Annotated in this window: 16 protein-coding genes; 10 read left to right on the forward strand and 6 right to left on the reverse strand. The window is 64.0% G+C overall.

The window, feature by feature from the left end; all coding sequences use genetic code 11:
• Positions 1–7: 7 nt before the first annotated feature.
• On the reverse strand, positions 8–781 hold the full coding sequence (locus tag MTX21_RS02920) for a polysaccharide deacetylase family protein (RefSeq protein ID WP_280970954.1): 774 nt from the start codon (positions 779–781) through the stop codon (positions 8–10).
• A gap of 113 nt (positions 782–894) precedes the next feature.
• On the opposite strand from MTX21_RS02920, the gene mgtE reads away from it, so the two are divergent.
• The 4 genes from mgtE to MTX21_RS02940 all read left to right on the forward strand — a co-directional run bounded on the left by mgtE (position 895) and on the right by MTX21_RS02940 (position 4,736).
• Positions 895–2,316, forward strand: a complete 1,422-nt coding sequence (gene mgtE, locus MTX21_RS02925; RefSeq protein WP_280970434.1) for a magnesium transporter — start codon at positions 895–897, stop codon at positions 2,314–2,316.
• Between the two features lie 184 nt (positions 2,317–2,500).
• A complete protein-coding gene (locus MTX21_RS02930) occupies positions 2,501–2,818 on the forward strand; it encodes a helix-turn-helix domain-containing protein (protein ID WP_280970435.1) in 318 nt (105 codons plus the stop codon).
• Between the two features lie 129 nt (positions 2,819–2,947).
• Entirely contained in the window at positions 2,948–3,766 is an 819-nt protein-coding gene (locus tag MTX21_RS02935) for an aldo/keto reductase (RefSeq protein ID WP_280970436.1), read from the forward strand.
• A 49-nt stretch (positions 3,767–3,815) separates the two neighbouring features.
• Positions 3,816–4,736 (forward strand): hypothetical protein, encoded by a 921-nt coding sequence (locus MTX21_RS02940; protein ID WP_280970437.1) that lies wholly within the window; start codon positions 3,816–3,818, stop codon positions 4,734–4,736.
• Positions 4,737–4,759: 23 nt separating this feature from the next.
• Here MTX21_RS02940 and MTX21_RS02945 read toward each other — a convergent pair whose 3' ends face one another.
• The 4 genes from MTX21_RS02945 to MTX21_RS02960 all read right to left on the reverse strand — a co-directional run bounded on the left by MTX21_RS02945 (position 4,760) and on the right by MTX21_RS02960 (position 8,764).
• Entirely contained in the window at positions 4,760–5,134 is a 375-nt protein-coding gene (locus MTX21_RS02945; protein WP_280970438.1) for a hypothetical protein, read from the reverse strand.
• 18 nt (positions 5,135–5,152) lie between these two features.
• Positions 5,153–5,416 carry a hypothetical protein gene (locus MTX21_RS02950; protein WP_280970439.1) on the reverse strand — a complete coding sequence of 88 codons (264 nt, stop codon included), beginning with the start codon at positions 5,414–5,416 and terminating at the stop codon, positions 5,153–5,155.
• A 353-nt stretch (positions 5,417–5,769) separates the two neighbouring features.
• Positions 5,770–6,138, reverse strand: coding sequence for a hypothetical protein (locus MTX21_RS02955; protein ID WP_280970440.1), 369 nt, complete (start codon positions 6,136–6,138; stop codon positions 5,770–5,772).
• 1,906 nt (positions 6,139–8,044) lie between these two features.
• Positions 8,045–8,764 carry a DUF599 domain-containing protein gene (locus MTX21_RS02960; RefSeq protein WP_280970441.1) on the reverse strand — a complete coding sequence of 240 codons (720 nt, stop codon included), beginning with the start codon at positions 8,762–8,764 and terminating at the stop codon, positions 8,045–8,047.
• Between the two features lie 121 nt (positions 8,765–8,885).
• Between MTX21_RS02960 and MTX21_RS02965 the strand changes: the two genes are divergently transcribed.
• The 5 genes from MTX21_RS02965 (at position 8,886) to MTX21_RS02985 (ending at position 12,019) form a co-directional block, all read left to right on the forward strand.
• Positions 8,886–9,548, forward strand: coding sequence for a glutathione S-transferase family protein (locus MTX21_RS02965; protein WP_280970442.1), 663 nt, complete (start codon positions 8,886–8,888; stop codon positions 9,546–9,548).
• Between the two features lie 31 nt (positions 9,549–9,579).
• Entirely contained in the window at positions 9,580–10,002 is a 423-nt protein-coding gene (locus MTX21_RS02970) for a YidB family protein (RefSeq protein WP_280971405.1), read from the forward strand.
• A gap of 199 nt (positions 10,003–10,201) precedes the next feature.
• The gene (locus MTX21_RS02975; protein WP_280970444.1) at positions 10,202–10,393 is read left to right on the forward strand and encodes a hypothetical protein; all 192 of its coding nucleotides are present in this window, start codon (positions 10,202–10,204) and stop codon (positions 10,391–10,393) included.
• A 147-nt stretch (positions 10,394–10,540) separates the two neighbouring features.
• Positions 10,541–11,536: a hypothetical protein gene (locus MTX21_RS02980; RefSeq protein WP_280970445.1), complete on the forward strand. Its 996-nt coding sequence runs from the start codon at positions 10,541–10,543 to the stop codon at positions 11,534–11,536.
• Positions 11,537–11,578: 42 nt separating this feature from the next.
• Positions 11,579–12,019 (forward strand): DUF1489 domain-containing protein, encoded by a 441-nt coding sequence (locus MTX21_RS02985; RefSeq protein ID WP_280970446.1) that lies wholly within the window; start codon positions 11,579–11,581, stop codon positions 12,017–12,019.
• Here MTX21_RS02985 and panC read toward each other — a convergent pair.
• Entirely contained in the window at positions 12,016–12,867 is an 852-nt protein-coding gene (gene panC / locus MTX21_RS02990) for a pantoate--beta-alanine ligase (protein ID WP_280970447.1), read from the reverse strand. The two genes, MTX21_RS02985 and panC, sit on opposite strands and share 4 nt — an antisense overlap.
• Positions 12,868–13,147: 280 nt before the next feature.
• Here panC and MTX21_RS02995 point away from each other — a divergent pair, with 280 nt between their 5' ends.
• Positions 13,148–14,071, forward strand: coding sequence for a division plane positioning ATPase MipZ (locus MTX21_RS02995; RefSeq protein WP_280970448.1), 924 nt, complete (start codon positions 13,148–13,150; stop codon positions 14,069–14,071).
• The last annotated feature ends 159 nt before the right edge of the window (positions 14,072–14,230 follow it).

Consider the following 14,230-nt stretch of genomic DNA (forward strand, 5'->3'; position numbering starts at 1 on the left):
TCCGGCATCAACGCGCGTCGGCGCTCTTCTGCGTCGGCGCTGCCGGGACCACGTGGACGACGCGGTAGCCGTTCTCCCGCAAATACCGCAGGAAGGCTGGCATGATCGCAGCCGTGCGCGCCTTCGGGTCGTGGAACAGGATGATACCCTTGCCGGCGGCGGCAAGGCGCTCGGTCACGAGCTTGAGCTCCTGCTCGGGGGTTATCTCGTTCCAGTCGCTGGCCCAGAGATCGGCCCCGAACACGACGATGCCGCGCGACTGCAGCAGGTCGAGCTGCGCGGGCGTCGACTCGAAATAGGGGAAGCGGAAGAACGGCGTCGATGGCGTCGTCGTCGAGCTGCCGTGCAGGGCCATCTCATCGGCCGCGATACCTCGATCGATCTCGCTCTTCGCCTTCTCGAACGGGATCCGCGCCATGAACGGATGCGACCAGGTGTGATGGCCGATGGTGTGGCCCTCGCGCACGATCCGTTTCACCATCTCGGGATGCTCGGAGGCGTGCAGGCCGATCAGGAAGAAAGTGGCGCGCACACATTCCTGCGCCAGCGCGGCCAGCACCTTCGACGTGGTCGGCGGATACGGGCCGTCGTCGAAGGTGAGCACGACCTCGTGATCGGCCAGCGGCAGCGTCTGCGGAAAGCTCTTCAGGCCGATGCGCGGGGTCGCCTTGGCGTCGACGCTCAGCACGCGCGAGGTGCCGAGCGCATCCTTGCGCGGACAGTCGGCGGCTTCAGTCGAGCCGGCGCCGACGAGTGCGGCGATGACCGCGCCCATCGACATCAGGATCCATTTCGGCCGACGTATCTTTGCCATTGCGCTTGCAGTTGCCTTGTGTATTGCCTGAGCCGATAGCCCAAACCACCTGATCCACCTGTCAAACGGCGAGGCGCGCCATGGATGAACAAATGGACGTTGCCCCATCCGCCGCGGCCTCGGTACTCGACCACGTGCCGATGCGCAATGAAGAGGGCGAAATTCGGCACGAATTCGTCGAGGAGATTGCGCGCGCGATCGAAGCCGGCGACTCGACTCTGCTCCGGGCCATCGTCGGCGAGCTGCACGAGGCCGATCTCGGCGATCTGATCGGGGCGCTCGAACCCGACAACCGTGTCCGCCTGGTCGAGCTGACGGGACGCGATTTCGACTTCTCGGCGCTGAACGAGGTCGACGAGGCGGTGCGCGAGGAGATCCTCGAGGAGCTGCCGCCGGAAACGGTCGCCGAGGGCGTTCGCGAGCTCGAATCCGACGACGCGGTCGAGCTCCTGGAGACTCTCAACGCCGCGGACCAGGAAGAGATCCTGGAGAAGCTGCCGCTGCCCGAACGCGTCGCGCTCGAGCGCAGCCTGCTTTATCCGGAGAATTCCGCCGGCAGGCGGATGCAGACCGAGTTCATCGCCGTGCCCCAGGATTTCACCGTCGGCCAGGCGATCGACTACATGCGCGAGACGCCGGATCTGCCCGATCGCTTCTACGAGATCTACGTGGTCGACAAGGAGCAGCATTGGCAGGGCGCCGTGCCGCTCGACGTGCTGCTGCGCGCGCGCCGCCCCGTTCCGCTCGCCGACCTCTGCGACGAGGATCGCCGCCGCGTCTCCGTCCTGGAGGACCAGGAGGAGGTGGCGCGCATGTTCGGCAAGTACAATCTCGTCGCCGCGCCCGTGCTCGACACCCAGGATCGTCTCGTCGGCGTCATCACCGTCGATGACGTCGTCGACGTCATCGAGGAAGAGGCGGACGAGGACTTCAAGGCGCTCGGCGGCGTCACCAGCGACGAAGAGCTGTCGGACAAGGTGCTGACGATTGCGCGCGGCCGCTTCAACTGGCTCTTGGTCAATCTTGCCACCGCGTTCCTGGCGTCCTCCGTGCTCGGCCTGTTCGAGGGCCAGCTCGAGAAGATGGTGGCGCTCGCCGTGCTGGCGCCGATCGTGGCGAGCCAGGGCGGCAACGCCGCGACCCAGACCATGACGGTCGCCGTGCGCGCGCTGGCGACGCGCGAGCTCGGCTCATCCAACGCCTGGCGCGTGGTGATGCGCGAGAGCCTCGTCGGCCTCGTCAACGGCCTCGCCTTTGCCGTAATCACGGGAATTGCCGCAGTGGCCTGGTTCAAGATCCCGGGCCTCGGCATCGTAATCGGGCTCGCCATCATCTGCAACCTCGTCGCCGGCGCGCTCGGCGGCATTCTGATCCCGATGGGGCTCGACCGCGTACGAGCCGATCCGGCGGTGGCGTCCGGCACCTTCGTCACCACGGTGACCGATGTCGTCGGCTTCTTCTCCTTCCTCGGCATCGCGACGCTCTGGTTCGGATTGAAGTAGGCAAGTTTGAGGCGCCGCGCTCTCGACCGTCGTCATTGCGAGCGCAGCGAAGCAATCCAGAGTCTTTCCGCGGGGACAGTCTGGATTGCTTCGCGGCGCTCGCAATGACGGAGTGTGAGCAACGGCAGCCCTATCGTTAATCCGAACTTAAGCGGCCTCGCGCATGATTCCCCCGGCTTAGGGGATGAACATGCGGTTGCGGTTGAAGGCGGACGGACGGATCGTCGAATTGCGGAACGGGCAGGAATTTCCGGTGCAGCCCGCAGCTCGGAGTGCGCCGGGCGAGGCAAGCGCGCTCGAGGCAGCTCCGCTCGCGGTGCGCGACCTGCGCCGCCGCGCCTGTCTCACCCAGATGGAGTTCGCCGCCAAGTTGGGGGTTCCCGTCGAGACCATCCGCAATTGGGAGCAGGGCAAGCGCGCCCCGCGCGGTCCTGCCCGGGCGCTGCTCGCGGTCATCGCGCATGCGCCGGACACGGTGTTCCAGGCGCTCGCCAAGGTCTGACGGCAAGATAACCCATCAAGACCTCGTCAGCCTGATCTGGATATCCTGCCTGCGTGCCGCCGCCTCGGTTGGCAGTGCCATGGGCGAGGTCCATAATGCCACTGGGGCGAACGTGGAATCGGATTCCTCATGCTGTTCGTCGAGACCAATGGCGCGAAGATCCCGGCGATCGGGCTAGGGACGTGGGAGTTGAGCGGCCGCACCTGTGCGCGCGTGGTCGAGCAGGCGCTGCGGCTTGGCTACCGTCACATCGATACCGCGCAGGTCTATGAGAACGAGCGCGAGGTCGGCGATGCCTTACGCGCCTCCGGCGTGCGCCGTGACGACGTGTTCGTGACCACGAAGGTCTGGACCAATCATTTCGCGCCCCACGACCTGGAGCGCTCGGTCAAGGAGAGCCTGGCGCGGCTGCGGCTTCCGTCCGTCGACCTGGTGCTGCTGCACTGGCCCAATTCGCACGTGCCGCTGGCGGAGACGATGGGGGCGCTGGCGCACGCCAAGCGTATGGGCCTGACGCGGCACATCGGCGTCTCTAACTTCACCGTGGCCCTGATCGAGCAGGCGGTCGCGCTTTCGCCGGAGCCGCTTGTCTGCGACCAGGTCGAATATCATCCTTATCTCGATCAGACCAAGGTGAGAGCGGCCTGCGACCAGCACGGCCTCGCGCTCGTCGCCTACAGTCCGATCGCCAAGGGCCGCATCAAGACCGACCAGACGTTGGTCGAAATCGGCCGCGCGCACCGCAAGACCCCGGCGCAGGTCTGCCTGCGTTGGCTGGTGCAGCAGAATGTCGCCGCGATCCCCCGGACCTCGCGCGTCGAGCGGCTATCGGAGAACATCGAGATCTTCGATTTCGCGCTGTCGGACAAGGAGATGAGCCGGATTTCCGGGCTCGCGCACCCCAGGGGCCGCCTGACCGATTTCGGCTTCGCGCCGAAATGGGATTGAGGGGTCGGTCGGGTATGCTAGGACCGACGCGGCAACCCAAGATCAGGCAATGGAACTGCGGCGGATCATACGGACGGACATTGCAGCGTCGGCGATCGCCCATCTGACGCTGGTGGGGCTGATCATCCTGATCAGCGAAGTTCATCCGTTCCATGCCGCGCCGCCCGAGACGGTCTCGGTCGACATCGTCACGCCGGAGCAGGTGCAAGAGACGGTAAAGGAGCAGGAGTCCAAAGACGAGGCGAAGGAGAAGCCGCCTGAGCCGCCGCTCCCCGACCTGAAACTGCCCAAGCTCGATTTCCAGGAAAAGGCGGAGGCAACAGCTCCGCCGGCCAAGCCGTCGGCACCGGCACCATCGCCGTCACCGGCACCGCAGGCATCGCCCGAACCGCAGCGGCAACAACCGCAGCCGCAGCCCCCATCGGCGCCGAAGCAGCGCGAGGCCAATGTGCAGCCGCAAGCCCAAGCGACGCCGCAACCGCAAGCAGCGCAGCAACCGCCGCCCGCGCCACCGCCGCCAGCCGACAAGCCGGCCTATGCGCCTCCGGAGCCTGACGTCACCGTCAAATACGGCGTCATGCTCGGCCTGCCGCCGGACTTGTCGCTCGCGCCGAAGGACGCGCCCAAGGACGACGGCGGCGATGCCAAGGATTCGATTGCGGCCAAGCTTCCGCCCGAGGTCATCGCGGAGTTTCGCCGTCACCTGAGGAGCTGCGCAAAACTGCCGGCCGGGGTGGCACCGGGCGACAACGTGCACATCAAGCTGCGCGCGGTGATGGCCACCGACGGTACGCTTGCACGCGCGCCGATCCTGATCGAGGCCAGCGCATCGGCCAAGGGCCCGCTGCTGATGCAGTCGGCGATGCGCGCGCTCCAGGCCTGCCAGCCCTACAAGATGCTGCCGGCCGACAAGTACCAGGAATGGAAGGTGATGGACCTTCCGTTCACGCCGCGGGATTTTGGGTCGTAGGCTTACGACTCAGGCGCCTGAATTCACCCGGCGGGGAGTGGATTCGACTCGAACAGCGAGCCGGCATCCAAAAGCGCCCGTTGCTCAGCGTCACATAGGCGCATTTCGTCGAGACCGCGCAACGCTGCATAGCGGCGATCAATTTCGCGCAGGTGCGCACAGACGTCGGCCGGAAGCGGATGGACGGAATCCATCGTGCAGATGGCGCCATCACCGGCGGGGCAGGTCGCGCCGGTCACGCGATCGAAGGAATAGCGTTCCTGGGTCGTTATGGACCTCGCCGATAGCCTCACATCCTCGACCGAAGTCACGATGCAAATCCTCACCGCTCCGTTCGGGAACCTCGCGTGAAACAAGTCTCCAGGCTCGAGTTGGGCCATCAGGTCCTGGCGTGCCATCACCTACTTTGTCCTAACTCAGTGCGCGCCGAGCGTTCCGGTTACCTTTATGGGCTCGGCCTGCCAAAGCCGCCTTCTCACGAGCCGGACAGCATCGATGTAGGGATTTGACGCGCGATGCCGCTCTAGATCAGAGCAAAGCGCATCGACTGCCGCCTTGTCAAAATCGATTTCGGGAGGGTCTAGCTGCAAGTCGGTCTCGACCACCAGAACCTTTTTCGTGCCATTCGCATCAATGACGTACTCGACATCAACGGACAGAGCGTTTCGGTCGGTTATCATATGAACCTCATGACTAAGTACGCAGGATGGTAGAGCGAAGCGAAACCCATCATGCTTCATCGTCGGAAGATTTCGGTGGGGTTCGCTCCGCTCTACCCATCCTACGAGCTACGGCTGGACCGGCGGTCGCAGCTTCGCTGGAACGATATCGGGAAACAGGGCATGCAAGGTGAGAGGTCGAATAGTCCAGCCATCGACTGCCCGATTGACTTGACGAATCTGGAATACTCCTCGTCGGACAGATTGTTTTTCATGTAGTGAGCAACGCCGTCCAGGTTGGCTAGCGCCCCAAAAGCATTCCGTCGATTCTGATCGCGATGTCTCTTTCCATAGGTACCCCTGCCGACCAGTCCTCATGCAGGACTGCCAGCTTGATAAGCTGAAATCGATACCGACAGGCTAAACTCCGCCAGCATTGCAATAAGCTCATTGTCAAACGCTACGCTTTTCGACAGAGGCCCATCCATTACGATTCCGATATCAAGATTCATTGCCTCTACCTCCTCCCGGCGCTGAAGCGCGTACGCAAAACCCTCTCTGTTTTCGACAAGAAACTGCTTAACTTGGCTCAAGAGCTCAGCTCTGCTCGACGCATCAGCGACATCGTAGAACAACTGTTCACGCCCATCGTCTAACATTTCCTTCCGGTAGAACGGCTTCGCTAGGTGCCTAGACATCCCATTCTCAAGGGAGGTGCCCTCGATTTGCAAAACGCACAGCATAGATTCCTCCTACAGCCGTCCTCCACCTCCTCCGGGCATCCCAGGCCGCGGCCCCATTGGAAGCGGAATGATCGGAGGCGGTGAAAATTTAAAGCCTCGGTCGCGCTTATTGTCAGTACGTAGGATGGGTAGAGCGAAGCGAAACCCATCATGCTTCATCGTCGAAGAATTCGATGGGTTTCGCTTCGCTCTACCCATCCTACGAGCTACTCAATAAGAGTGATTGTGCAGTCGTGAAGATTGCCAAGCCTGGTCAGGAAGTTGCTGAAGTCCTTCATCAGATTCATTCTAATACACTGGCGTCGATCTGTTCATGTACTCTCGCTCTTCTGAACCCTGCGACAGGAACACCTCGCACGCAAAATTGCGTTGAATGCCTGCGTCGCGTTACAGGCTTGAAACCCACTTTCGTTGCCTTAGCGTTTCCTCGATCATGCTCAGAGTGACTTCCCGATAACGGCTGTAAACTCGATCAACAACTCGTCCCAGCCCGATCGCACGGAGAGGTCTCCTGGCCGTGATGATCAGGGCACCCCATGACGTTTCGCCCGGGAAGTAATCTTCGAATTTAAACTCGGACAAGTCGACACCGAAGTCGCGATGCAGAATCTCGAATTCGTCCCAGACATCATCGCCACACAGGCCAAGATCGTGGAGAAGTCTTGTATCGCTGGTGCAAGCCTCGATCTGGGCCGCGGAATAGCGGCACCGTCGCAGATATGTTGTGGTTAGCTCTCCCAAGGAATGCATGCGCGTCGCGATTTGTGAGTTCCAGATGTCTTGAACGCAAAGACGACCGCAAAGGGCTGTTCATCGCTGCGGGTGATTGCCGGATAGATGGACGAGAGTGCGTTGTGAGTGCCGCGCGCTTTGGTTGTAGCCGGGATTTGCTAAGGCTTGGTGATGCCGGTGGTCCGTTTTTTACGTAATTGGCCGGCGACACCCGGCCTAGTTGCCCGACGGGCAAAACACCGGCGCCTTTTCCAAAGCCTGTCAAGTCGCGCATATCAAAATATTCCGCTTTACCGAAATTCGGATTTGTCGTATATGTGGCCCATCCCGGCCCACCAAGAGGGGCGATCGTACGTCGTCACGTTTCGCGGGCCGGGTTGCGGTGGACGCGGCAGCGTCGGCACGAGAGGCGCGGGCAGGGCGGGTCGTCCCTGTGAGCCCGAGGCCACGTGCAGACGAGCGGCGCTGCAAGGTTCGTCTCGCCAACGCTCTCCGGCGCGTGTGCACACTGCCGGTGACTTGTGGCGATCAGCGAACGCGCGTACGGCAAAACCGTGTGGTCCTGGCCGTCGTTGCTACGGTCAAGCCTGTCGCGGAGGTGCATGCGAGCCCAACCGGGCGGACGGCACCGTCAATTCGCGGGGCGAGGGAGGCCAGAGGGAAATCGGCTCCCGGGAGAGCGCGGCATAAGCCGTCAAACCACTGCGCAGGGAAGGCCGTGTGTTGGGCTTCACCTGTTTGCCGCTGTGCATCTTTTTTGCGCTACATGCGCACAGCGGATCTATGGGTGCCAGCCGGCACCCGGCCTTCCCTGCGCCCTCTTGGATTAGAGGGTGGAGAGACGAAGCAAAGCTCGGGCGAAATCCGCCGCGAGAATGCGAAGGTGTGTCTGCTAGTTGAGATGCAAGTTGGAGGATGGCGGCGCCACATCTTGCTCCGTCATTGGGGCACGCGCGCTCCTCGATCTCACCGTCATCGCCCGCGCAGGCGGGCGATCCAGTATTCCAGAGACTGCGCGAGGATACGGAGAAGCCGCGGCGTACTGGATGCCCCGGTCAAGCCGGGGCATGACGGCGGTGTGCGGGGCGCGCAGCGAAGCAGTCCAGACGGCCACCGCGGAAAGACTCTGGATTGCTTCGCTGCGCTCGCAATGACGCTGTGGAGAGAGTCTGGGTCAATGACCGCGCTTCTGCGCCTCGCCATCCACCGCCAAAACCTCCGGCGCCATCGCCGCCCAGGCGCTGGATGCGAACTGCCGCCGCCATGTCACGATCACCACCGCTGCCGTAGAGACGAACAGCACCCAGGGGCTGACGAACCAGCCGAGATAGCCGAGCGCGAAGAAGAAGGCGCGCTGGCCGCGGTTGAAATGGCGGCCGGCGGATTCGAATACGCGCGTGGTGCGGATGACGTGGGCTTCCGCCTCCGGCGTGTCGCGCTGGGTGGCCGGCGGCATGCCGCCGAACAGGATCGCGACATAGTTGAACAGGCGATAGGCCCAGGCGAACTTGAAGAAGGCGTAGACGCAGATCAGGACGAGGCCGACGCATTTCAGCTCCCACAGCGCGGGCGAGGGGCTGAGGTCGATCGGCAGCTTGCTCAGAATCGTGATCGCGTCGCTGGTGGCGTGCAGCAGCGCCAGCGCGCCGCCGATTGCGAACAGGCTGGTGGAAGCGAAGAAGGCGGTGCCGTTCTGCAGCGAGGCCATGATCTGCATGTCGACCATGCGCGTCTCGCGCTCGAGCAGGCGGCGGACCCAGACCTCGCGGTAGCGGTTCATGCGCGCCGACAGGCTGCCCCGGCCATAGGCCGAGTGCTCCAGCGTCAGGGCGTAGACCAGCCATTCGATGATGAAGAAGCCGACGGCCGCGACGTCGACCCAATATCCGTGCATCCTGATCCCCTCATTCGCGGAAGAATTGCCATGCATGTTCGCGCGCGGCAACGATTGATTGGCGGCAGGCGATGGCGCTACAAGCAGCACGCATGATGGAGCCCCGAGAAGGACTGGTCACATGGCTGCGCTGAAACTCGCAATCGGCAACAAGAACTACTCGTCATGGTCGATGCGGCCCTGGCTCGCGCTGCGCGCCAATGACATCCCGTTCGTCGAGACAGTGATCCCGCTCTACACCGACAATCCCGCGGACAAGGAGCGCATCCTTGCCTTCAGCCGCGCCGGCAAGGTGCCGGTGCTGGTCGACGGCGACATCACGGTGTGGGATTCGCTCGCGATCATCGAATACATTGCCGAGCGCTATTCGGAAGTGAAGCTGTGGCCCGATGACGTTGCGGCCCGCGCGCATGCCCGTTCGGTGTGCGCCGAGATGCATTCCGGCTTCATGCCCTTGCGCAACGAATGCGGCATGAACCTGCATCGCCCCGTGCGCCCCGTGACGCTGTCGGCGGATGCGCTAGCCAACGTCGCACGCATTCAGGAGATCTGGCGCGAATGTCGCAACCGCTACGGCGCCAAGGGACCGTTCCTGTTCGGCCGCTTCGGTGCGGCCGACGCGATGTATGCGCCAGTGGTGCACCGCTTCCGCACCTACGCGATCGAGGTTGCGCCGGACACCAAGGCCTACATGGACACGATGATGGCGCTGCCGGCGTTCCAGGAATGGACCCGCGACGGCCTCGCCGAAACGCTTGTCATCGATAGGTTCGAGAACGTCTGATCGCGATTGTGATTGGGCGCCGCTTGACGGCATCACGGCTGGCGGCGCTCAATCGCAGTCGCGATCGGCAAGGAGAGGGACGGCCATGGGAATCCTGGACTCACTGGAAAACAACCCCGCATTCCGCAGCGCGCTAGGCCAGCTCGGCGCGGCGGTGCTGCCGGCCGTGCTCAGCGAGGTGCTCGGCAGCAACAACCAGGGCGGCCTCAGCGCGATCATCGCAAAACTCCAGCAGGCCGGCTTCGGCGACCAGGTGAAATCCTGGCTCGGCAACGGCCAGAACCTGCCGATCTCGGCCGACCAGCTCCGTGCGGTGCTCGGCAACGACACGGTCCGCCAGCTCGCCGCCAGATACAACATCCCGGTCGACCAGCTCAGCCAGATCCTGGCCCAGGAGCTGCCCAAGGCGGTCGATCAAGCGAGCCCCGACGGCAAGCTGCCCCACACCGCCTGACGGCCCGCAATCCGGCGGTATCATGGCCGGGCCGGTTTCCCCAGTATCGCCCTGAAAACATTGCAAAATTGATACGTTTGCTATGCCGGATACCGCTGGCCAAAAAGGCCTAGCGCTGCTATAGAGCGCACCGGGTTTCCGGCCGGCCATCGCAGTGGGACAATGGGCGAGGCAGGCGCTGTTTGAGTAGGAGAGGGTGTTGAAGCACAAATTCCCCGTGGGAACGCTCGTATTTTTCACGGCCAGCAACGTCGCGCGCCCGGCTGCCAGCGGGACGTATGAAGTCATCCGCCTGCTGCCGACGGAAGGTGACGACTGCCAGTATCGGATCAAGAGCTCGACCGAAGCCTTTGAGCGCGTTGCCAAGGAAAGCCAGCTCGCAATCTCCTGAGAGCTGAAGCGCGGGCGTCGGCGGCGAATCTGTTCGTGCCGCCGTCAAAAAGGCCCGGTTCATCTTAACAAGGTGAATGGGGCGGTTGCCGACTCGCGGCGCTTGCCTTGATAATTCGCTGCTTGCTCGCGTGAGGGGACGTCGCGCATGAACTCGTCATGGGCCGACTCGCTCGACCAAATCTGGCGCTCGGCGGCCGCTCCGATGTGGCTGACCCTGGCCGCCGCCGGCTTTTTCGGCCTGATCCTCCTGATCACGCTGGTGCGCGCCGAGAAGTCGGTCGCCAACGGTGCGCTGACCGTCATTACGCTGCTCTCCATCGGCATCGCGGTCGCCGCTACCATGCGCGTCTACGGCCCGACGGGACAAAGCATTGCGAGCGCAGCCCCCATGCCGGCCACGGCGACCGCAAGCCTGCCGGCACTGTCCTGCCTCGACGATCTCGCCGGCGATGCCGTGGCTCTGGGGTGCGAGAAGGCGCTGTTCGGCACGCCTGATGCGGCCGCCGCCGCCGTCTCTTATACCGCGGCGCGGATCGACCGGTTGACGGCACTCGGCGATGCCGCAACCGCCGACAGCAGCATGACGCTGGAATTGAAGGCGATGCGCAAGGCGCTGGAGCACGACCGCTACGGCTTCGTCGCGCAGGTGTTGGTCGTGCGCAACGGCTGCACGAAGTCCGATTGCGCGGCCTTCCGCTCGCTGACCGATCAGCAGCAGATCGCCGCCAATATGGAATCCCATCTCTACGATGCGCTGGTCGCGCGCTATGCGCCGACCTGGAACGCGCCCGGAGCGGCGGGCCTGCCGGCCACGGGGGCGCTCGCTGGGTTGCCGCCCTCGATGCCGACGGGCAAGCCGACCAATGCGGAGTTCCCGAGCGCCTCATCGACGCCGGCCGTGAGCATCATGACGCCGGAACCGACGCGTCAGGCGCCCGCCGCGAACGCGAATGCGAACGCCGCGCCGCCGCCAGCCGCTCGTGCCCCGGCCGCGGCATCGGCACAGGCCGCAGCGCCGGCCGCAAAGAAGCCGCCCGCGCCGAAGGCGGCGCGCGCTCCCGCCGCCGCGCCGGTTCCACTCGCGCCGCCGGTGCCGGCCCAGGCTCAGGCACCGGCTCCTGCGGCTGCGGATAACAACTAGTTCGACTTTCAAATGCGCAGCCGGCCCGCTATTGCTGGGGGCATGCCGCTACATCTGATCAAGCTCGCCGTTGGCTGCGACTCCGTGAAGGAGCTCAGGCAGTGGGTCGCCGAACGGATGCAGGCCGCCAAGAAGAAGGGCCTGCCGCAACATCACGTCCATATTACCCGCATGGTGCCCAAGCGCGGCGATGAGATTCTCTCGGGCGGATCACTCTATTGGGTGATCAAGGGCGAGATCGCCGCGCGCGAAAAAATCATCGGCATCGAGCCGTTCCGCGACAAGGACGGCATCGGCCGCTGCCGGATCGTGATGCAGCCCAAGGTGATCTCGGTCTCGCCGCGGCCGATGCGTCCGTTCCAGGGCTGGCGCTATCTCACCGAAGATGCCGTGCCGCCCGATCTCGGCAAGGCCGCCGCGGGCACCATCGCCGCGATGCCGGAGCCGATGCGGCGCGAGCTGCGTGACCTCGGGCTGCTCTAAACCGCAATATTGTCGATCAGGCGGGTCGAACCGAGCCTTGCTGCGACCAGGATCCGCAGGGGTCCATCCTTGCGCGAGGTGACCGGGGCGAGCGTCTCGGCATGGCGGACCTCGAAATAGTCGAGCACAAAGCCGGCGGCCTCGATCATCTCGGCTCCGCCCGCCATCGCGGCCGCGATCGCATCGCCGGCGCGGATCCGCACCGCGCTCTCCTTCATGACGCGGTAGAGGGTGGGCGCGATCCGCCGCTCCTCCGGCGACAGGTAGACGTTGCGCGAGGACATCGCGAGCCCGTCGCGCTCGCGCACGGTCCGCGAGCCGATGATCTTGACGCCGAGATCCAGATCCCGCGCCATCCGCGTTACCACCCGCAATTGCTGAAAGTCCTTCTCGCCGAAGATCGCGACGTCCGGCCGGCACTGCGTGAACAGCTTGCCGACCACGGTGGCGACGCCGCCGAAGAAGTGCGGGCGGAAGCGGTCCTCGAGCCCGGCCACCGCCGGCCCCTCCGGCACGATGCGGGTGGCAAAGCCCTCCGGATACATCGCCTCGACGCCCGGGTGCCAGACGATGTCGACGTCCTCGGCGGCGAGCTTGGCGATGTCCGCCTTCCAGGTCCGCGGATAGGCGCCGAAATCCTCGGTCGGGGCAAACTGAGTCGGGTTCACGAAGATCGAGACCACGACCCGGCTCGCGCGTCGCTTGGCGAGGCGCACCAGCGACACATGTCCGTCATGGAGTGCACCCATGGTCGGTACCAGCGCGATCATGGCTTTTCGCTTGCGAAGATTGTCGACGGCGCGGCGCAGGGCGGGGACCGTGCGGGCGATCAGGGGGCTGCGTGACATCGGGACTCTGGGAGGGTTGGGATTCGGCGGGACCGCACGGTCTGCCGCGCGGCCGCTGACCTTAACAAGCCGCGGTCGTGGACGCCATGCATCCGCATGCGGCGGAGCATCCCGCGCCGCGCCGTGAAGGACGCCGCGACGTCGTGGGCAGACGCGAGATGACGATGCGATTCATGATTGAAGAACGGCGCACCGCGATTTGCATATCCTGTCACGCATTTCACTTGACCACAGACGCGGTCAACTCGAAGATATTTCGCAGGGGTGTTGAGGATCACTAATGCTTGTGCAGGCTAGCCAAGGCCAATCCGGCTCGGCGCATGTTGTTGTGCTCGGCAATGAGAAAGGCGGCTCCGGCAAATCGACGACCGCCCTGCACATCGCGGTCGCGCTCCTGAAGGCCGGCCAGCGCGTCGCTAGCATCGACCTCGATTGCCGTCAGCAGAGCTTCACCCGCTACATCAACAACCGCGCCGCCTGGGCGCGCCGCACCAAGCTCGACCTAGAGCTGCCGGTGCACCGCTGCATCAAGCTCGGCGAGACCATGCAGATCGCCGACAACGAGAGTTCCGAGTTCCAGCAGTTCGTGGAGGCGGTCTCGGCGGTCGAGAGCAGTTTTGACTTCATCGTCATCGATACGCCCGGCACCGACAGCTACCTGATGCGGCTCGCCCATTCGATGGCAGACACGCTGGTCACGCCGATCAATGACAGCTTCCTCGACTTCGACGTGCTCGGCACTGTCGATCCCGCCAACTATGCGGTCACCGGCGAGAGCCACTATGCCGAGATGGTGCGGGACACCAGGCGCAAGCGCCGCCAGCTCGACGGCTCGACCACCGACTGGATCGTCGTGCGCAACCGCCTGTCCATGCTCGGCTCGCGCAATAAGCAGCTCGTCGCCGACGGCTTGAAGGAATTGTCGCTGCGGCTCGGCTTTCGGTATGTCGATGGCTTCGCCGAACGCGTCGTCTATCGCGAGTTCTTCCCGCGCGGCCTGACCGCGCTCGACGAGATCGACGAGGCCACGCTAGGCGTGCGGCCCAATCTCGGACATCTCACCGCGCGAGAAGAGGTGACGAGTCTGCTCCGCCAGCTCAAGCTGCCGCTCGACGAGCGCGGCCGCCGCCGTGCTGCCAACCGCGCCGAATGGTTCAGCCAGGTCGACAAGCCGCTTGAGGTTCACGACATCATCGTCGCTTGAATTGCGACGGTATGTCGCTACTTCCGGTCGAAGATCTTTTAAGCAGAAACCGCCGGTTCCCATGGAACCGAGCGAGCGCAAGACGGTTTCTACACCGCAATTACCCTGAAATCGGACCCGAAAGAGAGAGGTTGTGTTCAAACCACGGCTGCACCCTGA

The sequence above is a fragment of the Bradyrhizobium sp. ISRA430 genome (genome assembly GCF_029909975.1).
Classification (GTDB): domain Bacteria; phylum Pseudomonadota; class Alphaproteobacteria; order Rhizobiales; family Xanthobacteraceae; genus Bradyrhizobium.